This window comes from Streptomyces sp. BI87, assembly GCF_025957665.1.
GTDB lineage: Bacteria > Actinomycetota > Actinomycetes > Streptomycetales > Streptomycetaceae > Streptomyces > Streptomyces albidoflavus.
Genome location: NZ_CP110079.1, coordinates 3,696,915 through 3,721,903 on the forward strand (window position 1 = coordinate 3,696,915; position 24,989 = coordinate 3,721,903).

Here is a 24,989-nt window from a genome sequence, read left to right on the forward strand (position 1 = left end):
CTCAGCGCGTGTAATGCAGGGTCCTGGTGCAGTTGTCGGGCCGCAGCGATCCGCGATCCCGGCAAGCCCGAATCCACGCGTTGCTCACGTACAGTGCCGCGCCGTCGTAGACCTCTTTCTGGATTCTGACGGTCTTCTTCTGCTGTCCGTTGAACCGCCGCCAGCTGTAGCCCTCGACCCTCGCCTGGACGTAGACGTTGTGGCCGTCACCGTGATTGACGTCCCGCAGATTTCCCTTGAACCCGAAGCCGCCGTGCTTGGTGAACTTGGGGTACATCGTGTACTTGGCCCTCTCGAAGGCGACCCCCTCGCTCTTCAGCAAGGGCATGCTGCGCCACGCATCCGCCACGGCACTGCCCGCCCCTGTGAAGAAAAGCCCCGCAGCCAATACGGCCACCGCTGACCTGCGCATACCTGCCTCCTGTGATGAAGAACCAAGTCGATCAATCACGGAGAGTACGCAGTCGACTGCGCAAAGCCGCTACTCAGTCCGATCCTTCACTCGAAGGTGGGGAGGCGGAACATTTCGGCAGGCGCAGGGTTGCCGTTGAGGCGGATGAGCATGGTGAACGGGATGTTGGTAAGGCGTGGTCGTCATCCCGTGCAGAGCGGGGGGTGACCGACGCGGAGCCGGTGGGCCAACGCCAGAGGGCCCTTACCGGTTAGGTAAGGGCCCTCTGGTTTGCTACTCGGCTGTCGGGGTGGCGGGATTTGAACCCACGACCTCTTCGTCCCGAACGAAGCGCGCTGCCAAGCTGCGCTACACCCCGATGTCGTCCGCTTCGCGGCGACACCGTTACTTTAGCGGACTGCGGGCCAGAGGCGAAATCCGGTTCTCGGGGGTGGTCGGGAGGTCGCGCAGGGTCAGGTCAGGTGTGGGTCTCGCGCTCCGTGAGGGTCAGGAGGGTGGCCTCGGGGGGGCAGGCGAAGCGGACCGGGGTGTAGCGGTTGGTGCCGCAGCCGGCGGAGACGTGGAGGTAGGCGGTGCGGCCGTCCTCGGTGTGGGTGGAGAGGCCCTTGACGCGGTCGGTGTCCAGGTCGCAGTTGGTGACGAGGGCGCCGTAGAAGGGGATGCAGAGCTGGCCGCCGTGGGTGTGGCCGGCCAGGATCAGGGGGTAGCCGTCGGAGGTGAAGGCGTCCAGGGTGCGCAGGTAGGGCGCGTGGACGACGGCGAGGGAGAAGTCGTCGGAGGCGGCCGGGCCGCCGGCCACGCGGGCGTAGCGGTCGCGCTTGATGTGCGGGTCGTCCAGGCCGGTGAGGCCGATGGTGTGGCCGTCGATCTTGAGGGTGCCCCGGGTGTTGGTGAGGTTGAGCCAGCCGGCCTCGTCGAAGGCGTCGCGCATGGGCTCCCACGGGTTGTGGACGGCGCCGGTGACGGGCTCGTTGCCGTTGAGGCCGTGGCGGCCCTGGAGCTTCTCGATCAGGTAGCGGCCGGGGTTGCGCAGGCGGGGCCCGTAGTAGTCGTTGGAGCCGAAGACGTAGGCGCCGGGGAACTCCATGAGCGGGCCGAGGGCGTCGAGGACCTCGGGGACGCCTTCGGGGTCGGAGAGGTTGTCCCCGGTGTTGATCACGAAGTCGGGGCGCAGGCCGGCCAGGGACTGGAGCCAGGCGCGCTTCTTGCGCTGGCCGGAGACCATGTGGATGTCGGAGACCTGGAGGACGCGCAGGGGGCGCATGCCTCGGGGGAGGACGGGGATCGTGACCCGGCGGAGCCGGAAGGAGCGGGCCTCGAACCCGGCCGAGTAGGCGAGTCCGGCGGCCGCGGCCGCCGTGATTCCCAGGGGTACTCCGTATCGCGCGCGCATGGGCTCATCGTCGCAGACGGCGGGGGAGGGGGAAATCCGCGGGCGGCCCGGGCGGCGCACCTGAGACACTGACGTCATGACCACGCTCAAGTCCAGGCTTCAGGAAGACCTCACCGCGGCGATTCGCGACCGCGCTGAGCTGCGTTCGGCCACGCTGCGGCTGACGCTGGCCGCGATCACCAAGGAGGAGGTCGCGGGCAAGCAGGCGCGCGAGCTCTCCGACGACGAGGTGCAGAAGGTGATCGCCAAGGAGGCGAAGAAGCGCCGCGAGGCCGCGGACGCCTTCGGCCAGGCCGGCCGTACCGAGCAGGCCGAGCGGGAGAAGGCCGAGGGAGAGCTGCTCGCCGAGTACCTGCCGAAGCAGCTCTCCGACGAGGAGCTGGGCCAGATCGTCGCCCAGGCCGTCGAGGAGGCGCGTGCCGGCGGGGCCGAGGGGCCGCGGGCGATGGGTCAGGTCATGAAGATCGTCAACCCGAAGGTGGCCGGCCGGGCCGAGGGCGGCCGGGTGTCGGCGCTGGTGAAGCAGCAGCTGGCGGGCTGACCCGCAGGAGTAAAGAAGAAAGGGCGCCCCCGGTTGGTACCGGAGGCGCCCTTCTCGTGTCGTGGTGCGTCGACGGGTCGGTCAGCGGCCCTGGCCGCCGCCGAACCAGTCGCCCGGGAGCTCGACGTCCGGGAACGGGTTGTCGCCGCCGCCGGGGCGGTTGCCGCCGGGCTTGTTGTCGCCGCCGCCGTTGCCGTTGCCGTTGCCGGGGCGGTTGGGCTTGTTCTTGCCGGGCTTGTTGGGCTCGGGAATGTCGACCAGGTTGAAGCCGGGGGCTTCCTTGCCCTCCAGGGCGCCGGCCATCGCGGTCTTCCAGATCGGTCCGGGGACCTCACCGCCGAAGACCTTGTCGTACGGGCGGCCGCCGATGGTGATGTCGACCATCTGGCGCTTGTGCTGCGGGTCGCCGACCCAGACCGCGCCGGAGAGGTTCGGGGTGTAGCCGGCGAACCAGGCGGCGTAGCGGAAGTCGGTGGTTCCGGTCTTGCCCGCGCTGGCGCGGCCCTCGAGGCCCGCCTGGCGGCCGGTGCCGTCCTCGACCACGCCGCGCAGCAGCGTGTTGACGGTGTCGGCGGTCTTCTCCGACATCACCTTGGTGCAGGTCGACTTCGGCACCGGCATCGACTTCTTGTCCGGGCCGGTGATCGAGGCGATGGCGATCGGCGAGCAGTACGTGCCCCGGGTGGCGAAGGTGGCGTACGCCGAGGCCATCGTCAGCGGGGAGACCTCCTGGGTGCCCAGCGCGATGGAGGGGCCCTGGCCGAACTCGTTGCCGTCGGAGCGTTCGATGCCCATCTTCTTCGACAGTTCGATGACCGGGCAGGTGCCGATCTCGCTGATCATCTGCACGAAGTAGGTGTTCACCGAGAGGGCGGTCGCCTCCTTCATGGAGTAGGGGCCGACCTCCTTCTCGTTCTCGTTGGCCAGCTTCTCGGAGGAGGTGTTGACGTAGTTCCCGGAGCAGGTGGCGACCGGGCTCGGGTACGGCATCTCGTACGGCGAGGAGTACGTCTTGGTCACCGGCATGCCGCGTTCCAGGGCGGCGGCGGCCACGATGGGCTTGAAGGTGGAGCCGGGCTGGTAGCCGGCGCCGCCGCCCATGGAGGCGTTGACGGAGAGGTTCATCTCCGTCTCGTTCTTGCCGTAGCCGTACGGCCTGGACTGGCCCATTCCGGTGATCTTGCCGGTGCCGGGCTCGACCAGGGCGACCGCGGTGGCGACCTCGTCGTCCTTGTTGACCCCGTTCTCTATGGCCGCCTGCACCGACTCCTGGGCCTTCGGGTCCAGGGTGGTGCGGATGGTGAGGCCGCCGCGCTCCCAGGTCTTCTGGCGCTCCTCGGCGGTCTTGCCGAAGACCGGGTCGGAGAGGAAGGCGCGGCGGACGTAGTCGCAGAAGAAGCCGGCGCCCTTGACGGCGGTGATGCAGCCGCTGCTGGGGCGGCTGATCTTCAGGCCGAGGGGGGCCTTCTTCGCCTTCTCGGCCTCCTCGGGGGTGATGTCGCGGACCGCCGCCATCCGCTGGATGACGGTGTTGCGCCGCTTGATCGCCTCCTGCTCGTCGTTGACCGGGTCGTACCGGCTGGGCGACTGGACGAGGCCCGCGAGGAGTGCCGACTCCTGGATGTTCAGGTCCTTGGCCGGCTTGGAGAAGTACCGCTGGGCGGCCGCCTCGATGCCGTACGCCTGCTGCCCGAAGAAGGTGATGTTCAGGTAGTTCTCGAGGATGCCCTTCTTGCCGAGCTCCTCCTCGATCTGGATGGCGAACTTCAGCTCGCGGACCTTGCGGCCGATCGTCTGCTGGGTGGCCTCGGCGACCTTGTCGGCGTCGTCGCCGGCCTCCTCGACGAAGACGTTCTTCACGTACTGCTGGGTCAGCGTCGAGGCGCCCTGGGAGACGCCGCCGCTCTGCGCGTTCTCGTTGACCGCGCGGAGGATGCCCTTGAGGTCGATCGCGCCGTGCTCGTAGAAGCGCGAGTCCTCGATCGCGACGATCGCCTTCTGCATGTAGGGCGAGATGTCCTTGAGGGGGACTATCGTGCGGTCGCGGTAGTAGACGGTGGCGATCTTGCCGCCCTCCGCGTCCAGGATGGTGCTGCGCTGACTCAGCGGTGGCGTCTTGAGGTTGGCCGGCAGCTCGTCGAATCCCTCGACGGAGCCCTTCGCGGCCAGGCCCAGGGCCCCGGCGGCGGGCAGGGCGATCCCTGCCAGCACCGCGCCGGCGACCACGCTGACCCCGAGGAACTTGGCGGCCTGCTGGGCCGGAGACAGGCCGCCGCCCGAGCGCTTGTTTCCCATGAGAGGCAGCCTAATCCGTCACGTGTGCTGTTCCGAGGGAGCGGGGCCCTGGGAGAAGGGCGGTACCGGACTGTGACATCCGGTTGGCTCAGGCGGACCGGAACGGGAGGCTCCGGCAGCCGGGCAACTCCCGTCGCGGAGGTTGGGATTCGCCGGACAGGGACGCAAACCTTGGCCTAAGGTATCCACAACTGTCACAGCACAGCACTGCCGTAGCAAGCCCCCGTGCACGATGCGAGCGTGGAACGCGCATGACCAGAGTCTGAGACCGAGCCGCACACCGGTCCGGCGCCCGGAGCCCCGAACTCCCGGCACCGACCCGCCGGTCGCGTTCTCGAACATCCGACACCCGAGGACCGGTGGCACCACCCGCCCCATCACCGCCGCCCGGCGGCGCTATGGGGGTGTCCGTGTGCTGATGTCCTTCATGTCCCTGGCCGAACGTCCTCATGCGCCGGGAAGGCCCCGTATGTCCTCAGGTCACTCCGTTGGGTGATCTGCCGCGTACGCATAGTCCGTTCGGGCCATTCAAGATTGGGCCCGCTGGGGGTGTTGTGCTGTGCCCGGCTTCCGTAACGTCCTCAACTGGCTGCGGTGAATATGCCGCTGCCGCCGTGGGGGAGCCTCGATTCGGGAGAGGACGGCGCCGGTATGGGCTGGGTGACCGACTGGAGTGCGCAGGCCGCCTGCCGCACTACCGATCCGGATGAACTGTTCGTACAAGGAGCAGCGCAGAACAGGGCCAAGGCGGTGTGCACCGGATGCCCGGTGCGTACGGAGTGCCTGGCCGACGCGCTGGACAACCGCGTCGAGTTCGGCGTGTGGGGTGGCATGACCGAGCGGGAGCGCCGAGCGCTGCTGCGCCGGCGGCCCACCGTCACGTCGTGGCGACGGTTGCTGGAGACCGCGCGCGTGGAGTACGAGCGCGGGGTGGGCCTGCTGCCCGCCGACGCGGAGGTGAACGACAGCTCCGCGCTGACCGCCGACGACCGCGAGGTCTACGCGCGGCTGCTCGCCGTCGGCTAGACCGGTCGGCAAGGGCGAGCGAGGAGTACGGGAACCAGGCGCGGGCCGGCGACGGCCGGGCGCCTGATCCCGGACGTGGGCGGCGCACGGGGTGCACCGTCACGGGGACGGAGGTCGGCGCGGGATGCCCGTGGCCGGGCTCTCGCCGTACGCGCGCTCGCGCCTGCGGTCAGGCTTCGTCCGCCGGGCCGGTGCCGGCCTCGGCCAGGTGCGTGCCGATGGCGCGCAGGCCCGCCAGATCGTGCACGTCGCCCGGCAGGGCGGGTACCTCGGCGAGCGGTACCTCGGGGTGCCGGGCCGTGAAGCGGTCGCGGGTGCGCTGCTCGCGGGCGAGCAGGCGCATGCGTTCGGCGTGCAGGCGCAGCAGGCCCGCCGTCAACTCCTCGACCGGAACCGGAACTTCCTCGTCTGTATCCTTCTCCTCCTCTGCCCCGGCAGCCGTGTCCGCGCGTACGCCGTCCTGGTCGGCGGGGGAGCCGGGACCGGAGGAGGTGGCGCGGTCGGTGGCGGCCTCGGGGGCGGAGTTACCGACGAGTCCAGCTTTCCCGGGCGGCTGATCCACAATGCCGCCGACGTCAAGATTTTCCGCCGCCGCCAGTGCCTGCTCGGCGGAGAGCTGGGCGGCGCCGCTGGAGTGCACGCGGTTGAGGACCAGCCCGGCCAGTGGCATCTTCTCCGCGCCGAGCCGCTCCACGAAGTACGCGGCCTCGCGCAGCGCGTCCCGCTCGGGCGCCGCCACCACCAGGAAGGCCGTGCCCGGCGCCTGGAGCAGCTGGAACGTGGCGTCGGCGCGGGTGCGGAAGCCGCCGAACATGGAGTCCATGGCGGCCACGAAGGTCTGGACGTCGCGCAGGAGCTGGCCGCCGAGGAGCTTGCCGAGGACGCCGGTCATCATCGACATCCCGGCGTTCAGGAACTTCATCCCGGCCCGGCCGCCGACCTTCGCCGGCGCCATCAGCAGCCGGATGAGCTTGCCGTCCAGGAACGAGCCGAGCCGCTTGGGGGCGTCCAGGAAGTCCAGGGCGGAACGCGAGGGCGGGGTGTCGACGACGATGAGGTCCCAGGCGTCGGTGGCGCGGAGCTGGCCGAGCTTCTCCATCGCCATGTACTCCTGCGTCCCGGCGAACCCGGCCGACAGCGACTGGTAGAAGGGGTTCTCCAGGATCGCGCGGGCCCGCTCCGGGTCGGCGTGGGCCTCCACGATCTCGTCGAAGGTCCGCTTCATGTCCAGCATCATCGCGTGCAGCTCGCCCTTGCCCTCGATGCCGGGGACCTGGCGCGGGACGTTGTCCAGCGAGTCGATGCCCATGGACTGGGCGAGGCGGCGGGCCGGGTCGATGGTGAGCACCACGACGCGGCGGCCGCGTTCGGCGGCGCGCAGGCCCAGCGCGGCGGCCGTCGTCGTCTTGCCGACGCCACCGGAGCCGCAGCAGACCACGATCCGCGTCTCCGGGTCGTCCAGCAGCGGATCGACGGCGAGCGGATTCGCCGGTTCCAGACTCACCTGGGGTCCTCCTCGCTCCGGGCTCACCGGGTCAGGCCGTGGCCCCGACGCCCTGCTCGCGCAGGAGCGCCGACAGTTCGTAGACGCCGGCCAGGTCCATGCCCTCGGTGAGCAGCGGCAGCTCGTGCAGAGGGAGGCCGAGGCCGGTCAGGACGGAGCGCTGGGCGCGCTCCAGGGTGTTCCGCTCGGCGTACTCGCCGGCCTGCTCCAGGAGCGGGTCGACCAGGCGCTCGGCCTTGCCGCCGCGCCGGGCGCCGCCGAGGCCGGCGGTGGAGAGCGCCTTGGCGACGGCGGTGTGCGACGGGGACCGGAGCGCGGTGCGCAGGGCGGCGTCGCCGAGCAGGGCCGGGCGGACCATGTTGACGGCGACGCGGCCGACCGGCAGCCCGGCCCCGCGCAGCTCGGCGATGCCGTCGACGGTCTCCTGGACCGGCATCTCCTCCAGCAGCGTGACCAGGTGGACCTCGGTCTGCGGGGACTTCAGAACGCCCATGACCGCCTGCGCCTGATGGTGTATCGGGCCGACCTTGGCGAGTCCGGCGACCTCGTCGTTGACGTTGAGGAAGCGGGTGACGCGGCCGGTGGGCGGGGCGTCCATGACCACGTGGTCGTAGGCGTAGCGGCCTTTCTTGTCCTTGCGGCGGACCGCCTCGCACGCCTTGCCGGTGAGCAGGACGTCGCGCAGGCCGGGGGCGACGGTGGTGGCGAAGTCGATGGCGCCGAGCTTCTTGAGGGCGCGGCCGGCGCCGCCGAGCTTGTAGAACATCTGGAGGTAGTCCAGGAGGGCCAGCTCCGGGTCGATGGCCAGCGCGTACACCTCGCCGCCGCCGGGCGCGGCCGCGATCTTCCGCTCCTCGTAGGGCAGCGGCTCGGTCTCGAAGACCTGGGCGATGCCCTGCCGGCCCTCGACCTCGACCAGCAGGGTCCGCCGCCCCCGCGAGGCGAGGGCGAGCGCGAGTGCGGCGGCGACCGTCGTCTTACCGGTCCCGCCCTTGCCACTGACGACCTGGAGCCTGCTCACGCCATCGAGCCTAACCACTGGGGCGTCCCGGTACGCATGAGACCGCCCGCGCGGGGTGGGTCCCGCGAGCCGTTACGCTCGCCCCATGACCAAGAAATTCGAGTACGCGACGGTGCCGCTCCTCGTGCACGCGACCAAGCAGATCCTGGACACCTGGGGCGAGGACGGCTGGGAGCTGGTGCAGGTCGTGCCCGGCCCCAACCCCGAGCAGCTCGTCGCCTACCTCAAGCGCGAGAAGGCGTGAGCGCGGTCGAGGCACGCATCGTCGAGCTGGGGCTGACCCTGCCCGACGTGGTGCCGCCGCTCGCCTCGTACCAGCCCGCGGTGACCTCCGGGGTGTACGTGTTCACCTCGGGCCAGCTGCCCATGGTGGACGGCGCGCTTCCGCTGACCGGCAAGGTCGGCGCCGAGGTGACGCCCGAGGACGCCAAGGACCTGGCGCGGGTCTGCGCGCTGAACGCCCTGGCCGCCGTGAAATCGGTCGCCGGTGACCTGGACCGGGTCGCCCGCGTGGTGAAGGTCACCGGGTTCGTCGCCTCGGCCCAGGACTTCACCGGCCAGCCCGCCGTGATCAACGGCGCCAGCGAACTCCTCGGCGAGGTCCTCGGCGACAAGGGCGTGCACGCCCGCAGCGCCGTCGGCGTGGCCGTGCTGCCGCTGGACGCCCCGGTCGAGGTGGAGATCCAGGTGGAGCTGGTCTCCGCCTGATCCCGTCCCTCCTCCGCACGCGTACGCGCCGTTCCCCACGGGGAGCGGCGCGTTCCGCGTTCCCGGGGGCGTGCGGGCGGCTCTCGAAGATTCCGGCCGCAGCGGATAGCCTCCGGCCATGGCGAACGGTCAGTGGTACCCGCCCGAGTGGCCCGCCCGCATCAGGGCCCTGGCCAGCGGCGAACTCACCCCGGCGACCCCCCGGCGGGCCGCCACGGTCATGCTCCTGCGCGACGAGCCCGGCGGCACGGGGCTCCGCGTCCACATGCTGCGGCGGCGCGCCTCGATGGCCTTCGCGGGCGGCGCGTACGCCTACCCCGGCGGCGGGGTCGACCCGCGCGACGAGGGGCCCGTGCGGTGGGCCGGGCCGTCGCTGGAGAGCTGGGGCGAGCGGCTGGGGGTGAGCCCGGCCGAGGCGCAGGCGGTGGTCTGCGCGGCGGTGCGGGAGACCTTCGAGGAGGCCGGGGTGCTGCTGGCCGGCCCCGGACCCGACAGCGTCGTCGCCGACACCACGGGCGATCAGTGGGCGGCCGACCGCGCCGCGCTGGAGGGGCACGAGCTGTCCTTCGCCGACTTCCTCGACCGGCGCGGCCTCGTCCTCCGCTCCGACCTGCTGGGCGCCTGGGCGCGCTGGATCACCCCGGAGTTCGAGCCCCGCCGCTACGACACCTGGTTCTTCGCCGCCGTGCTCCCCGCCGGACAGGTCACCGTCGAGACCTCCGGCGAGGCCGACCGCACCGAATGGGCCCGGCCCGCCGACGCCGCCGCCCGCTACGACCGGGGCGAGCTGCTGATGATGCCGCCCACCATCGCCACCCTGCGCGCCCTGCTGCCGTACGCGAGCGCCGCCGAGGCCCTGGCGGGCGCCGCCGGCCAGGACCTCACCCCGGTGGTGGCCGAGGCCGAGCTGCGCGGCGAGGAGGTCGTGCTGACCTGGCCGGGGCACGAGGAGTTCACCAAGCACGTGCCGACCGGGCCGCGCATACCGCTGGAGGGTCAGCAGTCATGACCGACGCCGCCGCCCTGCCCGGGCAGCCCCGGGGCGCCGTCGCGGGCCCGGCCACCGCCCGCGCCGTCAACGTCCTCGCGCCCAACCCCTCGGCGATGACGCTGGACGGCACCAACACCTGGCTCGTCGCCGAGCCCGGCTCGGACCTCGCCGTGGTCATCGACCCGGGGCCGCTGGACGAGGGGCACCTGAGGGCGGTCGTGGCCACCGCCGAGGCGGCCGGGCGGCGGATCGGGCTGACCCTGCTCACCCACGGCCACGCCGACCACGCCGAGGGCGCCGCCCGCTTCGCCGAGCTGACCGGGACCAGGGTGCGCGCGCTCGACCCGGCGCTGCGGCTGGGCGACGAGGGGCTCGGCGCCGGGGACGTCGTCACCACCGGCGGGCTGGAGCTGCGGGTGGTGCCGACCCCCGGGCACACCTCCGACTCGCTCAGCTTCCACCTGCCCGCCGACCGGGCCGTGCTGACCGGGGACACCGTCCTCGGGCGGGGCACCACGATGGTCGCCCACCCCGACGGACGGCTCGGCGAGTACCTCGACTCGCTGCGGCGGCTCCACTCGCTGACCACCGACGACGGCGTCAGCACCGTCCTGCCCGGCCACGGCCCGGTCCTCGACGACGCGCAGGGGGCGCTGGAGTTCTACCTCGCCCACCGCTCCGCCCGTCTCGACCAGGTCAGGGCGGCGGTGGAGGCCGGGGTCACCGAGCCGGGCGAGGTCGTCGCGCTGGTCTACGCGGCCGTGGACCGGAGCCTGTGGCCGGCGGCCGAGCTGTCGGTGCGGGCCCAGCTGGAGTACCTGCTCGGCGGCTGAGCCCGGGCATGCCGAAGGGCCGGACGGGCCCGCCCCGGTCTGGTGCGGCCCTGCCCGGCCCTTCCGGGTGGGTCAGCGCGAGCGCTTCGCCAGGCGCTCGACGTCGAGCAGGATGACCGCGCGGGCCTCCAGGCGCAGCCAGCCGCGGCCGGCGAAGTCCGCGAGGGCCTTGTTGACCGTCTCGCGGGAGGCGCCGACGAGCTGGGCCAGCTCCTCCTGGGTCAGGTCGTGCACGACGTGGATGCCTTCCTCGGACTGCACCCCGAAGCGCCGGGAGAGGTCCAGGAGGGCCCGGGCCACGCGGCCGGGCACGTCGGAGAAGACCAGGTCGGACATCTGGTCGTTGGTCTTGCGCAGGCGCCGGGCGACGGCGCGCAGCAGGGCCGAGGCCACCTCGGGCCGGGCGTTGAGCCACGGCTGGAGGTCGCCGTGGCCCAGGCCGAGGAGCTTGACCTCGGTCAGGGCGCTGGCGGTGGCCGTACGGGGGCCGGGGTCGAAGAGCGACAGCTCACCGATCAGCTCGCCGGGGCCGAGCACGGCCAGCATGTTCTCCCGGCCGTCGGGGGAAGTGCGGTGGAGCTTCACCTTGCCCTCGGTGACCACGTACAGGCGGTCGCCGGGGTCGCCTTCGTGGAACAGCGCGTCGCCACGGGCGAGGGTCGCCTCGCTCATGGAGGCGCGGAGCTCCGCGGCCTGCTCGTCGTCGAGCGCCGCGAAGAGCGGCGCGCGCCGCAGAACATCGTCCACGAGTTCTCTCCTATGTCGACCTGCTCAGGGAACCGTGGTCCCCATTTTGCCGGACGGGTCAAACAGTGCGATCAGTCACAAGGATGCCGGACGGGTGTGCCGTTCCGTGCGGCAGGGGGCCGATCGGAGGGTCCCAGGGCCCTGGTGGGGCCGTCCGGGTGACGGCCGGAGCCGGCCCGGAGCCCTTGCGGGAAGCGGCTGGAGTGCAGGCCACGGCGTTGTCGCGGGAGGGCACGGCCTGCCGTTGCGCTGTGGGCGAACGCCCCCGCTTCCGGGGGTGCCGGAGGTAAAGGAACGGCAAAGCGGCCCCCTTTCGCGAGTGCGTCCGATAGGCGGACGCGCGTCACCGAACAGCGCAACGCGCGCGTCGCACCGGCGGCGCCCCGACCGCCTACCCGCCTGCCGGTCGCGCACACGCACCGTCATGTCGTACACACGTACGGGTGTACGAGGCGGGAGGTGGCGCGGCGTGGGTGCGCAGGTGAGGGGCGGGTGGGAGGGGGTGGGGCTCTCGTGAGGTTCCCGCCCGGTGTCGGTCGTCCGGCGTAGCCTTCGTGCCATGGCGAAGAGCACCGGGCGGGAGCCCGCCGCGAAGAAACCGGACGACGCCGCGAAGCCGCCCGTCGTCCGCGAGCCCGCCGCGCCCCCGGCCCCGGCGAAGCGCGGCGCCTCCAAGTCCGTCCAGGGAGCCGCCCTCGACGGCGGGCCCTGGCGCGAGTCGCACCTGGCCATGGTCCGCCGGGCCCGCCGGATCAACCGCGAGCTGGCCGAGGTCTATCCCTACGCCCACCCGGAGCTGGACTTCGAGAACCCCTTCCAGCTCCTGGTCGCCACCGTCCTCTCGGCGCAGACCACCGACCTGAGGGTCAATCAGACGACACCCGCCCTCTTCGCGAAATACCCGACGCCCGAGGACCTGGCCGCGGCGCCGCCCGAGCAACTGGAGGAGCTGATCCGGCCGACCGGGTTCTTCCGCGCCAAGGCCCGCTCGCTGCTGGGCCTCTCGGCCGCCCTGCGGGACCGGTTCGGCGGCGAGGTGCCGGGCAGGCTGGACGACCTGGTCTCGCTGCCCGGCGTCGGCCGCAAGACCGCCTTCGTCGTGCTGGGCAACGCCTTCGGCGTCCCCGGGCTCACCGTCGACACCCACTTCGGCCGGCTGGTGCGCCGCTGGAAGTGGACCGAGGAGACCGACCCGGAGAAGGTCGAGGCGGCGGTCGCGGCGATCTTCCCGAAGAAGGACTGGACGATGCTCTCGCACCGCGTCATCTTCCACGGCCGCCGCATCTGCCACTCCCGCAAACCCGCCTGCGGGGCCTGCCCGATCGCCCCCCTCTGCCCGTCGTACGGCGAGGGCGAGACCGACCCGGAGAAGGCGAAGAAGCTGCTGAAGTACGAGAAGGGCGGCTTCCCCGGCCAGCGCCTGAAGCCCCCGCCGGACTACCCGGGCCTCGCCGCTCCCGAGGCGGGGCCGCGATGACGGGCTTACGGGACCCGGGGCCCGGCCGCGAGGGGCCGGAACGATCCGCGGTGCGCGCCGCGTTGTGTTCACAGAGACGGGGGTGCCGATGACCCAGACCGGCGGAATCGACCAGGACGTCCCCAGCGGCGTCCGCGAGGAGGAGCGCGAGGAGCGCGTGACGGTGAGCGACAAGGGCCTGCCCGAGTGGCTGCGGCCGGTGGCGCACGTCGTGGACACGGTGCGCCCGCGCCAGCTCAGCAGCTACCTCCCGCCCGAGAGCGGGGCGGGCCGCCAGTCGGCGGTCCTGGTCCTCTTCGGCGAGGGGCCGCGCGGACCCGAACTGCTGCTCATAGAGCGCGCCGCCAAGCTGCGCTCCCACGCCGGCCAGCCCTCCTTCCCCGGCGGTTCCCTCGATCCGGAGGACGGCGACCCGCTCACCACGGGCCCGCTGCGGGCCGCCCTGCGGGAGGCCGAGGAGGAGACCGGCCTCGACCCGCTGGGCGTCCAGCCGTTCGGCGTGCTGCCGAAGCTGTACATCCCGGTGAGCGGCTTCGTGGTGACGCCGGTGGTCGCCTGGTGGCGCGATCCGACCCCGGTCCGGGTGGTGGACCCGGGCGAGACGGCCCGCGTCTTCACCGTGCCGGTGGCCGACCTCACCGACCCGGCCAACCGCGCCACCGCCGTCCACCCGCTGGGCCACGCCGGTCCCGCCTTCCTTGTCGAGTCGGCCCTGGTCTGGGGATTCACCGCCGGCGTGATCGACCGCATCCTGCACTACGCGGGCTGGGAGCAGCCCTGGGACCGTACAAAGCAGGTCACGCTCGACCGGCACGCATGACAAGGTGACGGGGGCGCGGCCACCGGCGCGTTCCGGACGGTCGCGTGGGCACGGGTGCGTGGTGCGCCGCCGTGGTGGCGGAGGCCGCGCGCCCGGTGCCGTCGTGTGACCGAACCCACGGGACGCGGCGGCGTGATCCGGTGCCGACCGGACAGCAGCTTCCAGGCAACGACCAGGTGCCCAGGCACGACTAAGGAGAGGGCAGATTCGGTGAACGTGCTGGACATCCTGCTGCTGATCGCCGCCGTGTGGTTCGCGGTGGTCGGATACCGCCAGGGGTTCGTCATCGGCATCCTGTCGGTGATCGGGTTCCTCGGCGGCGGACTGGCCGCCGTGCTGCTGCTGCCCGTCCTCTGGGACGCCGTCACCGACGACGCGGAGGTCAGTACGGTCGCCGCCGTCGTCGCGGTGGTCATCGTCATCGTCTGCGCCTCGGTCGGCCAGGCCCTCACCACCCACCTGGGCAACAAGCTCCGCCGCCACATCACCTGGACCCCGGCCCGCGCGCTGGACGCCACCGGCGGCGCCGTGGTCAACGTCGTCGCCATGCTCCTGGTCGCCTGGCTGATCGGCGGGCTGCTGGCCGGCACGACCCTGCCGACCGTCGGCAAGGAGGTGCGCGGCTCCAAGGTGCTCCAGGGCGTCGACCGGGCCCTGCCGGAGCAGGCCGGCACCTGGTTCGCCGACTTCCGCTCGGTCCTCGCGCAGAACGGCTTCCCGCAGGTCTTCAGCCCCTTCGCCAACGAGCCGATCACCGAGGTCCAGCCGCCCGACTCCGGCCTCGCCGCCAGCCCCGTGGCGCAGAAGGCGAAGCGTTCCATCGTCAAGGTCGTCGGCACCGCGCAGAGCTGTAGCAAGGTCCTGGAAGGCACCGGCTTCGTCTTCGACGAGCGGCGCGTCATGACCAACGCCCATGTCGTCGGCGGCGTCGACGAGCCGACCGTCCAGATCGGCGGCGAGGGCCGCCGCTACGACGCCACGGTCGTCCTCTACGACTGGGAGAAGGACATCGCCGTCCTGGACGTCCCCGAGCTCCAGGCCCCCGCCCTCAACTTCGCCTCCCAGGACGCCGAGCGCGGCGACAGCGCCATCGTCGCCGGCTTCCCGGAGAACGGCGGGTACGACGTGCGCGCCGCCCGCGTCCGCGGCCGCATCACCGCCGACGGCCCCGACATCTACCGCCGCGGCACCGTCAGCCGCGACGTCTTCTCGCTCTACGCCACCGTCCGCCAGGGCAACTCCGGCGGCCCCCTCCTCACCCCGAAGGGCGAGGTGTACGGCGTCATCTTCGCCAAGTCCCTGGACGACGAGGACACCGGCTACGCCCTCACCGCCGACGAGGTCCGCGAGGACGTGCGGGAGGGCCGCCGGGCCAGCCAGCCGGTCTCCAGCGACGCCTGCGCCATGTAGGCCCCGCCCGGCCGGTTCCCCTGCGCCCATGAGCAAGCCCGCCCTGTGTCGGGGGCGGGCTCGGTGGGGCGCGGGTGTCGGGTCGGGAAAGGGGTGTGTGCGTCCGGAGCGGTGCGGGCAGGCGCCTCGGTGAGGCAGTCAGGCCACGGAGACCGGCTCAGTCGCGGGTGTGCCGCAGTCGCGCCGAGACCCAGCGGGCGCGGCGGCGGAGGATGCGGGGAATGCCGATCTCCCGGGAATCGGGTGCGAGCCCCCGGTCCCGGAGATCACCCCGGCGGCGCGTGCCCGGCGCGGCGGCCAGGCGGCGGTTGCGTGCTACGTCGTTGTAGTCGTGCGTCCAGCCCATACCCGGACGTGTGCCCGCGCCCCATGGTCGGTAACCGCGGCGGGGGCGCCCAATTGGCGTATGCGCGGGGCAAGTCGCGCCGGAGCGAACAGCTGTGCCGGAGCGCGCGCGGACGCGCCCCGTCGCCCCGAGCGCAGCGCCGACGGCTCAGCGGTCCGGCTCGGGGTCCTTCAGCCAGCTGATCAGCTCGTGCGAGAAGAGCTCCGGGTCCTCCTCGTGCGGGAAGTGCCCGAGCCCCTCGAAGAGCCGCCAGCGGTACGGCGCCTCCACGTACTCCCCGGAACCGGCGGCGCTGCGGGTGCGCATCACCGGGTCGAGCGCCCCGTGCAGATGGAGTGTGGGGACGCGGACGGGCAGCTTCATGCGGCGGTTGAACTGGGCGCCGTCGGGCCGGGCCATGGAGCGCACCATCCAGCGGTACGGCTCGATCGAGCAGTGCGCCGTGGACGGGATGCTGATGGCCTGCCGGTAGGTGTCGACCGCCTCGTCGTCGGGGAGCCTGGGCCCCGACCACTCGCGGATCAGCCGCCCGGTCAGCGCCGCCTCGTCCGCCACCAGCTGACGTTCGGGGACCCAGGGCCGCTGGAACCCCCAGATGTACGACCCGGCCCGGGTCTGCCGCAGGTCGGTCAGCATCGCCGAGCGCCAGCGGCGGGGGTGCGGCATCGAGGAGACCACCAGCCGGCGCACCAGCTTGGGGCGCATCACGGCGGCGGTCCAGGCGAGGTAGCCGCCGAGGTCGTGGCCGACCAGGGCGGCGTCGGGCTCGCCGAGGGAGCGGATGACGCCGGTGACGTCGAGGGCGAGGTTGGCGGGGTCGTAGCCGCGCGGGGTGCGGTCGCTGCCGCCGACCCCGCGCAGGTCCATCGCGACGGCCCGGTACCCGGCCTCGGCGAGCGCCGTCAGCTGGTGCCGCCAGCTCCACCAGAACTGCGGGAAGCCGTGCAGCAGCAGGACCAGCGGCCCCTCACCGGCCTCGGCGATGTGGAAGCGCGCGCCGTTGGCCGCGACGTCCCGGTGGGTCCAGGGGCCGTCGGGCCGGATGATGGTGGCGGGTTGGGCCGGATGGGTGGCGGGGTCCGTCATGAGGACGAGCGTGCCACAGCCGTGCCTCCCTCACCGCCACGGTCCAGGTGCGCGCCCTTGGCCTCCACGGCCGCGGCGGGGTAGGGGCGGCCCGAGACGGTGGGCAGGACGCCGGCCGGCTCGGGGCGGGGGTGCGGCTTGGCGTTCTGGAGGACGGCGGCCGTCTGCTTGGCGGAGGCCACGGTCTTCTGCGGGCCCTTGCCCTTCTTCGCCTTCTTCATGAAGACGAGCGCGACCAGGCCGAGCACCGCCGCGACCAGCACGTTGACGGCGAAGGAGAGCAGGAAGCAGATCGCCATGTTCCAGCCGGTCCAGGTCCGGAAGCCGTAGGCGAGCGCGAAGCTCAGCATCGGCAGGGAGAAGATCAGCACCGTCAGGGCGGCGATCCCGGCCGCGCTGCCGACGACGCCGCGCTTCACATCCTGCTTGAGCTGCGTCTTCGCCAGCGCGATCTCGTCGTGCACCAGCGCGGACAGCTCGGCGGTGGCCGAGGCCACCAGCTGGCCGAGGCTGCGGTCTGCGCCTACGGGTGCGCTCATCGCGATCTCCCTCTTCTCTCCCGGTGTCCCCACCGGCATCTCGTCCGACGTCCGCTCCGGCGTCTTCCGCTCCGGCCCGGCCGCACGGTGGTGGCCCCGGGGCCGGTCCCGCGCGTCCGGTGCTTGTGGTTACTGCTCCGTCAGATCATGCCGGACGGCGGCGCCCAGCGCTTCCTCGCGGTGCGGGAGTCCGGCCCGGACACCACCGGCGTACGCCCCGTTCTCCGCCTCGGCGCATCCCCGTCCGGGCGCGGAACATGCCTGTCCGGGCGGGGAAACCCTCGTGAGCGGGACCGCCGGGTGGCGGCCCGTCAGGCGCCGGGCGGCGGGTTCGGCGTGTCGTCCGCCTCCAGGGCCTCGGCGCGGGCCCGGTGCTCGGCGGCGAGCTTCTCGTACCGGTCGGCGAGGCGGCGGTGGTGGGCCGGGTCGTCCTGCTCGTCTATGTCCGGGATCGCGTTCTCGTCCTCGTCGCGCTCCTCGGCCTCCCAGAGCTTGCGGTACTTGGCGTTCCGCATCCGCAGCAGCACGGTGGCGAGCAGCGTCGCGGTGAGCGAGCCGACCAGCACCGACGCCTTGATCTCGTCGGCCAGCACCGGATCGTCGCTGAACGCCAGCTCGCCGATGAGCAGGGAGACGGTGAAGCCGATCCCGGCCAGGGAGGCGACGGCGAAGACGTCCGGCCAGGCGAGGTCGTCGCTGAGCGAGGCGCGGGTGAAGCGGGCGGTCAGCCAGGTGCCGCCGAAGATGCCGAAGGTCTTGCCGACGACGAGGCCGAGCACGACGCCGAGCGTTTCCGGCCGGGTGAAGATGTCGGCCAGCGCCCCTCCGGAGACCGAGACGCCCGCCGCGAACAGGGCGAAGAGCGGGACGGCGAGGCCGGCGGAGACCGGGCGCACCAGGTGTTCGACGTGCTCGCCGGGGGAGTGGTCCTCGCCCTCCCGGGCGGTGCAGCGGAGCATCAGGCCCATCGCGACACCGGCGATGGTGGCGTGGATGCCGCTGTTGTACATCAGCGCCCAGATGGTGAAGGCGAGGGGCACGTAGACGTACCAGCCGCGGACTCCGGTGCGCAGGAGGAACCAGAAGAGGGCGAGGCCCACCACGGCGCCGCCGAGGGCGAGGAAGTTCAGGTCGCTGGTGAAGAAGACGGCGATGATCAGGATGGCGAAGAGGTCGTCGACCACCGCGAGGGTCAGCAGGAAGGCGCGGAGCGCCGAGGGCAGCGAGGTGCCGATGACCGCGAGAACCGCCAGGGCGAAGGCGATGTCGGTGGCGGTCGGGACGGCCCAGCCGGTGAGGGCGCCGCCGCCGGTCACGTTGACCACGACGTAGACGAGCGCGGGGACGATCATGCCGCAGACCGCGGCGACCACCGGCAGCAGGGCGCGGCGCGGGTCGCGCAGTTCGCCCGCGACCAGTTCCCGCTTCAGTTCGACGCCCGCGACGAAGAAGAAGATCGCGAGCAGGCCGTCGGCGGCCCAGTGCCCGATCGACAGATCGAGGCCGAGCACGGCCGGGCCGAAGTGGAAGTCGCGGACCGCCGCATAGCTGTCGGAGCCGACGTTGGCCCAGATCAGGGCGGCGACGGCGGCGACCAGCAGCAGTATGCCGCCGACCGTCTCGGTACGGAGTGCGTCGGCGAGGCGGGTGCGCTCGGGCAGCGAGGGGCGGCTGAAGGCGCCGGGCGGGCCGGTGGGAGTGGAGCCGGTCATTGAGGGGGTCCTTCGTCGGAGTCCGGGTACGGCTGAACGGGCATCGCGTCGCGATGCCGTGCCGACCAGACTTCCCGGCGTCCCCTCTGCGGTTGTGAGGCGTGCGCGGCAAGGGCCACGCGCTCCCGTCCGTCACCCTACCGGGTGACCGCCCGGAGTGGCTGGTGCCGCGCGACCCCTTTGACCTGGGGCGCCGCCGCGTACGGCACCGGGGCCCGGCCGCGCGCGATGCGTGGCCGGGCCCCGGTCGTACGGCGGAGGTGGTGGGCTCAGTCGTCGGACGAGGCGCTCGGGAGCTTCGTCTGGATGAGGTCCATGACGGAGGAGTCGGTGAGCGTGGTCACGTCGCCCAGCTCGCGGTTCTCCGCCACGTCGCGCAGCAGGCGGCGCATGATCTTGCCGGAGCGGGTCTTCGGCAGCTCCGCCACCGGCAGGATGCGCTTCGGCTTGGCGATCGGGCCGAGCGCGGAGCCGACGTGGTTGCGCAGCTCGGCGACGAGGCCCTCGTCCTCGGAGGCGGTGCCGCGCAGGATGACGAAGGCGACGATGGCCTGGCCGGTGGTCTCGTCGGCGGCGCCGACGACGGCCGCCTCGGCGACCTTGGGGTGCGAGACCAGAGCGGACTCGACCTCGGTGGTCGAGATGTTGTGCCCGGAGACGAGCATGACGTCGTCCACCCGGCCGAGCAGCCAGATGTCGCCGTCGTCGTCCTTCTTGGCGCCGTCCCCGGCGAAGTACTTCTCGGGGAAGCGCGACCAGTAGGTGTCGAGGAACCGCTGGTCGTCGCCCCAGATGGTGCGGAGCATCGACGGCCACGGCTCGGTGAGGACCAGGTAGCCGCCCCCGCCGTCCGGCACCTCGTTGGCCTCGTCGTCGACGACGGTCGCGGCGATGCCGGGGAGCGGGACCTGGGCGGAGCCGGGCTTGGTCTCGGTGACGCCGGGCAGCGGGGCGATCATCATGGCGCCGGTCTCGGTCTGCCACCAGGTGTCGACGATCGGGCAGCGGTCGCCCCCGATGTTCTTGCGGTACCACATCCACGCCTCGGGGTTGATCGGCTCACCGACCGAGCCGAGCACCCGCAGGCTGGAGAGGTCGTACTTGGCGGGGATGTCGTCGCCCCACTTCATGAACGTCCGGATGGCGGTCGGCGCCGTGTACAGCAGCGTCACGCCGTACTTCTGGACGATCTCCCAGAACCGGCCCTGGTGCGGGGTGTCCGGGGTGCCCTCGTACATGACCTGGGTGGCGCCGTTGGCCAGCGGGCCGTAGGTGATGTACGAGTGGCCGGTGACCCAGCCGATGTCGGCGGTGCACCAGTAGACGTCGGTCTCCGGCTTGAGGTCGAAGACGGCGTGGTGGGTGTAGGCGGCCTGGGTGAGGTAGCCGCCGGAGGTGTGCAGGATGCCCTTGGGCTTCCCCGTCGTCCCCGAGGTGTAGAGGATGAAGAGGGGCTGCTCGGCGTCGAACGCCTCGGGGGTGTGCTCGGCAGGCTGACGGCCGGTGACCTCGTGCCACCACTGGTCGCGGCCCTCGGTCCAGGCGACGTCCTGTCCGGTGCGGCGCACCACGAGGACGTGCTCGACGGAGTCGAAGCGGCCCACCGCGTCGTCCACGGCCGGCTTCAGCGCGGAGGGCTTGTTCCGGCGGTAGCCGCCGTCGGCGGTGATGACGACCTTGGCGTCGGCGTCGGCGATGCGCGCGGCGATGGCGTCGGCCGAGAAGCCGCCGAAGACCACGGAGTGGGCGGCCCCGATCCGGGCGCAGGCCAGCATCGCGACGACGGCCTCGGGGATCATCGGCAGGTAGACCGCGACCCGGTCGCCCTTGCGCACGCCCAGCTCGGTCAGGGCGTTGGCGGCGCGGGAGACCTCGTCCTTCAGCTCCGCGTAGGTGATGGCCCGGCTGTCGCCCGGCTCGCCCTCGAAGTGGATGGCGACCCGGTCGCCGTTGCCCGCCTCGACGTGGCGGTCCACGCAGTTGTACGCGACGTTCAGCTTGCCGTCCGCGAACCACTTGGCGAACGGCGGGTTCGACCAGTCCAGCGTCTCGGTCGGCTCGGTCTCCCAGGTCAGGCGGCGGGCCTGCTCGGCCCAGAAGCCGAGCCGGTCAGCCTTGGCCTGTTCGTACGCCTCCGCGGTGACGTTCGCGGCGGCCGCCAGCTCGGCGGGGGGCGCGAACCTCCTCTCCTCGCGAAGAAGGTTGGCCAGGCTTTCGTTGCTCACGACATCTCCCTTTCCCAGGGTGTCCGTTGTGTCCCAGGCCACAGCTCATCATCCGCAGCCCCAGGTGACAAGGGGTGTCGGCGAATTGGTTTAGACCTGTGTGCCCGGTCGACGTGCGGTACGCGGTACGGCCCCCGGTCGTGCGGGGGGTACTCCCTGACACGGGCCGAGGACGGGTCGGGTTCAACGGGGCCGGGCCTTTGACCTGGGCGGGTGTCCCCACCCGGCCGGCCGGCCCGGTCCCGCCGAACGGTGCCGGGGCGCGTACCCCATGCGCCGGACGCGTATCCGCACCCGGCGGGAACGGGCTCCGGCCCGGTGGCCGGGGCCGCCCGTTGTCACCCGGGCGGCCCCGGCTCCACCGGCTCAGCGCACCGCGTCGGCCACCTCCTCCTCACCCGGAACCTCGCCGGGCACCTCGCCTGGGCCGCTCGGCGCGGGGGACGCGACCACCCGGTCGAAGAGGTCCTGCGAGGGGGTCAGCAGGTATGCCTGGGCCTCTCCGACGTGGAAGTACATGCCCTGGAGCGTGAGCGTGCCCTCGGCCAGCCGGCGGGCCACCGCCTCGTGCGCCCGCAGGTGCTCCAGCTGCTGGACGACGTTGACCAGGCAGAGCTGTTCGGCGGCGTCGGCGGGGGGCCGGCCCTTGAGCGTCGCCCAGGAGCTGCCCTCGGCGGCCATCCGGTCCAGGCTGGGCAGCCCGTGCCGCAGCCAGCGGCCCAGCGGCGTCGCCGGTTCCCCTTCGGCGGGCGGGGCGTTGAGCAGCGCCTGCATCGCGCCGCAGCCGGAGTGGCCGCAGACGGTGATCGAGCGGACCTCCAGCACGTCGACCGCGTACTCGATGGCCGCCGCCACCGAGTCGTCGGCCGACTCGGTGCCCGGGACCGGGACGAGGTTGCCGACGTTGCGGACGGTGAAGAGGTCGCCGGGGCCGCTGGAGGTGATCATGCTGGTGACCAGCCGCGAGTCGGAGCAGGTCAGGAAGAGCTGAGCGGGCCGTTGCCCCTCCCGGGCCAGCCTTGCCAGCTCACCCCGCACGTGGGGTGCGGTGTCACGCTGGAAGGCGCCGAGGCCGTCGGCCAGTTCGTGGACGCGGACCGGGGCGGGCGCGTCGCCGGCCAGCAGGGTGGCCGCCGGCTTGCCGCAGTGGTGGTTGCGCCACGGGGTCCACGGGCGGCAGCAGGAGTGGGACGGCGAGGTGGGCTCGGCGATCCGGGCGCCCGCGCGGCCGGTCATCTCGGCCTGGCCGCCCTGGACGGTGTGGGTGGTCTGCCAGTCCTGGAGCGCCTCGTAGGCGGCGTGGTCCATGAACGAGCCGTCGAGTTCCACCACGGCCCGGCTGCCGCGCGGCACCTGGTGCAGGGCGCGGGTGAGCCGGGGGACCGCGAGGAAGGTCAACTGGCCGCGCACCCGGATGTGGTGGGCGTCCTCCGTCTCGCGGTGGGTGATCCGGGTCCGGGTCAGCCGGTGCAGGGCGACCCCCACGGCGACGGCGATGCCGAGGGCCACGCCCTCCAGGACGCCGAAGAGGACCACGCCGAGCGTGGTCACGATGTAGACCGCGATCTCGCGGTGCCGGGTGACGGTGCGGATGTGGTTGAGGCTCACCATCTGCACGCCGACCGCCGCCACCAGGGAGGCGAGCGCGGCCAGCGGGATCAGGTCCAGCACGGGGACCAGCAGCAGCGCGGCGATGATCACCCAGAGGCCGTGCAGCATGGTCGAGGCCCGGCTGACCGCCCCGGCGGCGACGTTGGCGGAACTGCGGACGGCGACGCCGGAGACGGGCAGGCCGCCGAGGGCGCCCGAGACGACGTTGGCGGTGCCCTGGCCGACCAGTTCGCGGTCCAGGTCGGAGCGGGGGATGTGGGAGTCGTCCCCGGGCCGGGCGCTGATCAGCTTGTCCACGGCGACCGCGCCGAGCAGCGACTGCACGCTGGTCACCAGGGTGACGGCGACGACGGCGGTGACCAGCCCGGTCACCGGCCCGGTCGGGAAGCCGGCCAGCGCGTGGCTGCTCCACGAGGGCAGGTCGACCCGGGGCAGGTTCATGCCTGCGAGCTGCGCGGCGGCGGTGGCTCCCGCGACCGCGACCAGCGGGGCGGGGAGGAGTTTCGCGAGCCGCGCGCCCCGGCCGGGCAGCCGCGGCCAGGCCAGGAGCAGCCCCAGGGTGAGCGCGCTGACCAGGAGGGCTTCCGGCTGCACGGCGGCGAGTTGGGACGGCAGGTCGCGGAGGTTGTCGACGACCGAGCTGTGGGGGGTGCCGCCGAGCACGATGTGTACCTGGGCGACGGCGATGGTGATGCCGATACCGGCCAGCATCCCGTGGACGATGGCGGGGCTGACGGCGAGCGCGGACCGGGCGACCCGCAGCGCGGCGAGGCCGATCTGGGCGAACCCGGCGAGCACGGTGATGGCGCAGGTGGTCCGCCAGCCGTACTGCACGATGAGGTCGGCGGTGACCACGGTGAGGCCGGCGGCGGGGCCGCTGACCTGGAGCGGGGAGCCGCCGACGCGTCCGGCGATCAGCCCGCCGCAGGCGGCGGCGACCAGTCCGGCCTGGAGCGGGGCGCCGGTGGCGAGCGCGATGCCGAGGGAGAGCGGCAGGGAGATCAGGAAGACCGCGATGGAGGCGGAGAGATCGGCACCGCTGATGCGGAACCGGCCTCCGCCCGGCGGCCCGTGCGGCTCCTGCTCCCGGGAGGGCGGCGACAGGTCCGCCGTGTCGTGGGGGTTGATGGTGGAGGTGGAGGAGGTCATGGACCGTCCTTTCATGCGTGCTTCCTCTGGTGGTGCCGTCCTCGGCACGGAGTCCGCGCCGAGGTGCGCGGGGGCGTCGGGGCCCGCCGAGGGGGAGGTGGTCTTCGGGGGCGCGGCCGGCGTGCCCGCGCGACGGGACGGCGCTTCCGCGCCGGGTCGTGGCGGCTGCGCGCCGTCCGGCGGGGTGGCCGTGGGGCGGGCCCGCGCCGGCCGTGAGGCGTGGGGCCTCGCGGGCGGTGGGGCGTGCGTTCCCTCGGCACCGGGTGCCCGGGGTGTGTCCGGGGCCGGGCTGGGTGGGGGACGCCGCCCTGGTGAGGGGTCGGGTCCCGGTGCGTACTGGTCGCTCATCGGTGGCTGGTACCGCCCGTTTCCATGTCGGTGGTTCCTGTCGGGTGTTGGGGTGTGGGTGGCCGGGGAGTGGTCCGGCTGACGGGGCCGGGCCCGCTTCGGCGGCAGGCGTGGCCGTTCTGCCTGGGCTGCCGTCTCGGCCCTCACCGGCGTGTGCCGGGGGTGGAGGCGCGTGGGGGCCCGGGCCTCGGGTGCCGGTCCGGGCTCCCTCGGGCGCGCTCGTCCGTCTCTGTCCTGCGGTGGTGGTGCCGGGTGCGGGCCGGCCCGCCCCGGTGGTGAGGCTCCGGCCCCTGGGGTGGGGAGCCGGGGCCGTCCGTGACCCCTGGTGCTGCCGCCCGGCGACCCGGCCGGGCGGAACCTGTGTGCGACGACCGCGCGCCCACCTCGGGCGGCGGTCCCGCCCTCGCTGCCCCCGGGTGCGGCCGGGCGGCACGGAGCGGTCGGACGCCGCGGATCACCACCGCCGGCCGCCGGACCGCGCCCTGGGCTCCGGGGCGGGTGCGGGCCGGCCCGGACGGGCTGTGGTTGACGGAGGTGGGTGGGGGTCCTTGGCGCGGGAACGGCGTCGCGGTGCGGGCGACGACGCCGGGGCCTGGCTCACGTCTATCAACTCTGGGTAAACGGATCGTAATGCAGAGTAAAGAATGAGGTGGGGCAAAAGCCGTGAATGGGTGATCGATTCATCCGTGCGAGCGAATAGTGCGCTTATATGCGGCTTGTCATGGATGGGCCGTAACCCGCCCGTGCGACCTTGACGGCGCATGCGGCTGGGCCTGGAGGTCCCGGCGGTCCCGG

At 72.7% G+C, this 24,989-nt stretch carries 21 protein-coding genes and 1 tRNA gene; 9 read left to right on the forward strand and 13 right to left on the reverse strand.

What is annotated here, in order from left to right:
- Position 1: 1 nt before the first annotated feature.
- The 3 genes from OIM89_RS16315 to OIM89_RS16325 form a co-directional block, all read right to left on the reverse strand.
- Positions 2-412 carry a hypothetical protein gene (locus tag OIM89_RS16315; RefSeq protein ID WP_217466905.1) on the reverse strand — a complete coding sequence of 137 codons (411 nt, stop codon included), beginning with the start codon at positions 410-412 and terminating at the stop codon, positions 2-4.
- 284 nt (positions 413-696) lie between these two features.
- Positions 697-770 (reverse strand) — tRNA-Pro (locus OIM89_RS16320).
- A gap of 99 nt (positions 771-869) precedes the next feature.
- The gene (locus tag OIM89_RS16325) at positions 870-1,805 is read right to left on the reverse strand and encodes a metallophosphoesterase (protein WP_003949627.1); all 936 of its coding nucleotides are present in this window, start codon (positions 1,803-1,805) and stop codon (positions 870-872) included.
- Between the two features lie 76 nt (positions 1,806-1,881).
- Here OIM89_RS16325 and OIM89_RS16330 point away from each other — a divergent pair, with 76 nt between their 5' ends.
- Positions 1,882-2,346, forward strand: coding sequence for a GatB/YqeY domain-containing protein (locus tag OIM89_RS16330; protein ID WP_030698252.1), 465 nt, complete (start codon positions 1,882-1,884; stop codon positions 2,344-2,346).
- A gap of 81 nt (positions 2,347-2,427) precedes the next feature.
- Here OIM89_RS16330 and OIM89_RS16335 read toward each other — a convergent pair whose 3' ends face one another.
- Positions 2,428-4,641: a transglycosylase domain-containing protein gene (locus tag OIM89_RS16335; RefSeq protein ID WP_030698251.1), complete on the reverse strand. Its 2,214-nt coding sequence runs from the start codon at positions 4,639-4,641 to the stop codon at positions 2,428-2,430.
- 651 nt (positions 4,642-5,292) lie between these two features.
- Between OIM89_RS16335 and OIM89_RS16340 the strand changes: the two genes are divergently transcribed.
- A complete protein-coding gene (locus tag OIM89_RS16340; protein WP_010643923.1) occupies positions 5,293-5,667 on the forward strand; it encodes a WhiB family transcriptional regulator in 375 nt (124 codons plus the stop codon).
- A gap of 169 nt (positions 5,668-5,836) precedes the next feature.
- Here the strand turns inward: OIM89_RS16340 and OIM89_RS16345 are convergent, their stop codons facing one another.
- Complete coding sequence (locus tag OIM89_RS16345; RefSeq protein WP_264491385.1) at positions 5,837-7,171, reverse strand: ArsA family ATPase; 1,335 nt, start codon at positions 7,169-7,171, stop codon at positions 5,837-5,839.
- Positions 7,172-7,202: 31 nt separating this feature from the next.
- Positions 7,203-8,192 (reverse strand): ArsA family ATPase, encoded by a 990-nt coding sequence (locus OIM89_RS16350; RefSeq protein WP_264491386.1) that lies wholly within the window; start codon positions 8,190-8,192, stop codon positions 7,203-7,205.
- A gap of 85 nt (positions 8,193-8,277) precedes the next feature.
- On the opposite strand from OIM89_RS16350, the gene OIM89_RS16355 reads away from it, so the two are divergent.
- The 4 genes from OIM89_RS16355 (at position 8,278) to OIM89_RS16370 (ending at position 10,724) form a co-directional block, all read left to right on the forward strand.
- Complete coding sequence (locus OIM89_RS16355) at positions 8,278-8,436, forward strand: hypothetical protein (protein ID WP_003949633.1); 159 nt, start codon at positions 8,278-8,280, stop codon at positions 8,434-8,436.
- Positions 8,433-8,900 (forward strand): RidA family protein, encoded by a 468-nt coding sequence (locus OIM89_RS16360; protein ID WP_003949634.1) that lies wholly within the window; start codon positions 8,433-8,435, stop codon positions 8,898-8,900. Before OIM89_RS16355 ends, OIM89_RS16360 begins: the two co-directional genes overlap by 4 nt.
- A gap of 118 nt (positions 8,901-9,018) precedes the next feature.
- Positions 9,019-9,909 carry an NUDIX hydrolase gene (locus OIM89_RS16365; RefSeq protein ID WP_217466902.1) on the forward strand — a complete coding sequence of 297 codons (891 nt, stop codon included), beginning with the start codon at positions 9,019-9,021 and terminating at the stop codon, positions 9,907-9,909.
- Positions 9,906-10,724 carry an MBL fold metallo-hydrolase gene (locus OIM89_RS16370; protein WP_030698247.1) on the forward strand — a complete coding sequence of 273 codons (819 nt, stop codon included), beginning with the start codon at positions 9,906-9,908 and terminating at the stop codon, positions 10,722-10,724. Before OIM89_RS16365 ends, OIM89_RS16370 begins: the two co-directional genes overlap by 4 nt.
- Positions 10,725-10,796: 72 nt before the next feature.
- On the opposite strand, the gene OIM89_RS16375 is transcribed toward OIM89_RS16370, so the two are convergent.
- On the reverse strand, positions 10,797-11,471 hold the full coding sequence (locus OIM89_RS16375; protein WP_003949637.1) for a Crp/Fnr family transcriptional regulator: 675 nt from the start codon (positions 11,469-11,471) through the stop codon (positions 10,797-10,799).
- A gap of 559 nt (positions 11,472-12,030) precedes the next feature.
- Between OIM89_RS16375 and nth the strand changes: the two genes are divergently transcribed.
- The 3 genes from nth to OIM89_RS16390 all read left to right on the forward strand — a co-directional run bounded on the left by nth (position 12,031) and on the right by OIM89_RS16390 (position 15,178).
- Positions 12,031-12,948, forward strand: coding sequence for an endonuclease III (gene nth, locus OIM89_RS16380; RefSeq protein WP_226965466.1), 918 nt, complete (start codon positions 12,031-12,033; stop codon positions 12,946-12,948).
- 88 nt (positions 12,949-13,036) lie between these two features.
- Entirely contained in the window at positions 13,037-13,768 is a 732-nt protein-coding gene (locus OIM89_RS16385) for an NUDIX hydrolase (RefSeq protein WP_047470437.1), read from the forward strand.
- A gap of 210 nt (positions 13,769-13,978) precedes the next feature.
- On the forward strand, positions 13,979-15,178 hold the full coding sequence (locus OIM89_RS16390) for a MarP family serine protease (RefSeq protein WP_030698244.1): 1,200 nt from the start codon (positions 13,979-13,981) through the stop codon (positions 15,176-15,178).
- A gap of 157 nt (positions 15,179-15,335) precedes the next feature.
- Here the strand turns inward: OIM89_RS16390 and OIM89_RS16395 are convergent, their stop codons facing one another.
- From OIM89_RS16395 to OIM89_RS16420, 6 genes are all read right to left on the reverse strand, one after another.
- Complete coding sequence (locus OIM89_RS16395; protein WP_030698243.1) at positions 15,336-15,524, reverse strand: hypothetical protein; 189 nt, start codon at positions 15,522-15,524, stop codon at positions 15,336-15,338.
- 147 nt (positions 15,525-15,671) lie between these two features.
- A complete protein-coding gene (locus OIM89_RS16400; RefSeq protein WP_003949642.1) occupies positions 15,672-16,610 on the reverse strand; it encodes an alpha/beta fold hydrolase in 939 nt (312 codons plus the stop codon).
- Positions 16,607-17,149, reverse strand: a complete 543-nt coding sequence (locus OIM89_RS16405) for a phage holin family protein (protein ID WP_226965465.1) — start codon at positions 17,147-17,149, stop codon at positions 16,607-16,609. The genes OIM89_RS16400 and OIM89_RS16405 overlap by 4 nt, the downstream gene beginning before the upstream one ends.
- A 311-nt stretch (positions 17,150-17,460) precedes the next feature.
- Complete coding sequence (nhaA, locus tag OIM89_RS16410) at positions 17,461-18,861, reverse strand: Na+/H+ antiporter NhaA (RefSeq protein ID WP_047470432.1); 1,401 nt, start codon at positions 18,859-18,861, stop codon at positions 17,461-17,463.
- A 269-nt stretch (positions 18,862-19,130) separates the two neighbouring features.
- Positions 19,131-21,128, reverse strand: a complete 1,998-nt coding sequence (acs, locus tag OIM89_RS16415; RefSeq protein WP_107049107.1) for an acetate--CoA ligase — start codon at positions 21,126-21,128, stop codon at positions 19,131-19,133.
- A gap of 324 nt (positions 21,129-21,452) precedes the next feature.
- A complete protein-coding gene (locus tag OIM89_RS16420) occupies positions 21,453-23,846 on the reverse strand; it encodes a SulP family inorganic anion transporter (RefSeq protein WP_264491387.1) in 2,394 nt (797 codons plus the stop codon).
- Positions 23,847-24,989 lie beyond the last annotated feature (1,143 nt).

Excerpts from the sequence above, each read along its gene's own strand:
- OIM89_RS16315 (WP_217466905.1), bottom strand. The coding sequence starts at position 412 with ATGCGCAGGTCAGCGGTGGCCGTATTGGCTGCGGGGCTTTTCTTCACA.
- OIM89_RS16325 (WP_003949627.1), bottom strand. The coding sequence starts at position 1,805 with ATGCGCGCGCGATACGGAGTACCCCTGGGAATCACGGCGGCCGCGGCC.
- OIM89_RS16330 (WP_030698252.1), top strand. The coding sequence starts at position 1,882 with ATGACCACGCTCAAGTCCAGGCTTCAGGAAGACCTCACCGCGGCGATT.
- OIM89_RS16335 (WP_030698251.1), bottom strand. The coding sequence starts at position 4,641 with ATGGGAAACAAGCGCTCGGGCGGCGGCCTGTCTCCGGCCCAGCAGGCC.
- OIM89_RS16340 (WP_010643923.1), top strand. The coding sequence starts at position 5,293 with ATGGGCTGGGTGACCGACTGGAGTGCGCAGGCCGCCTGCCGCACTACC.
- OIM89_RS16355 (WP_003949633.1), top strand. The coding sequence starts at position 8,278 with ATGACCAAGAAATTCGAGTACGCGACGGTGCCGCTCCTCGTGCACGCG.
- OIM89_RS16365 (WP_217466902.1), top strand. The coding sequence starts at position 9,019 with ATGGCGAACGGTCAGTGGTACCCGCCCGAGTGGCCCGCCCGCATCAGG.
- OIM89_RS16370 (WP_030698247.1), top strand. The coding sequence starts at position 9,906 with ATGACCGACGCCGCCGCCCTGCCCGGGCAGCCCCGGGGCGCCGTCGCG.
- nth (WP_226965466.1), top strand. The coding sequence starts at position 12,031 with ATGGCGAAGAGCACCGGGCGGGAGCCCGCCGCGAAGAAACCGGACGAC.
- OIM89_RS16385 (WP_047470437.1), top strand. The coding sequence starts at position 13,037 with ATGACCCAGACCGGCGGAATCGACCAGGACGTCCCCAGCGGCGTCCGC.
- OIM89_RS16395 (WP_030698243.1), bottom strand. The coding sequence starts at position 15,524 with ATGGGCTGGACGCACGACTACAACGACGTAGCACGCAACCGCCGCCTG.
- OIM89_RS16400 (WP_003949642.1), bottom strand. The coding sequence starts at position 16,610 with ATGACGGACCCCGCCACCCATCCGGCCCAACCCGCCACCATCATCCGG.
- OIM89_RS16405 (WP_226965465.1), bottom strand. The coding sequence starts at position 17,149 with ATGAGCGCACCCGTAGGCGCAGACCGCAGCCTCGGCCAGCTGGTGGCC.
- nhaA (WP_047470432.1), bottom strand. The coding sequence starts at position 18,861 with ATGACCGGCTCCACTCCCACCGGCCCGCCCGGCGCCTTCAGCCGCCCC.
- OIM89_RS16420 (WP_264491387.1), bottom strand. The coding sequence starts at position 23,846 with ATGACCTCCTCCACCTCCACCATCAACCCCCACGACACGGCGGACCTG.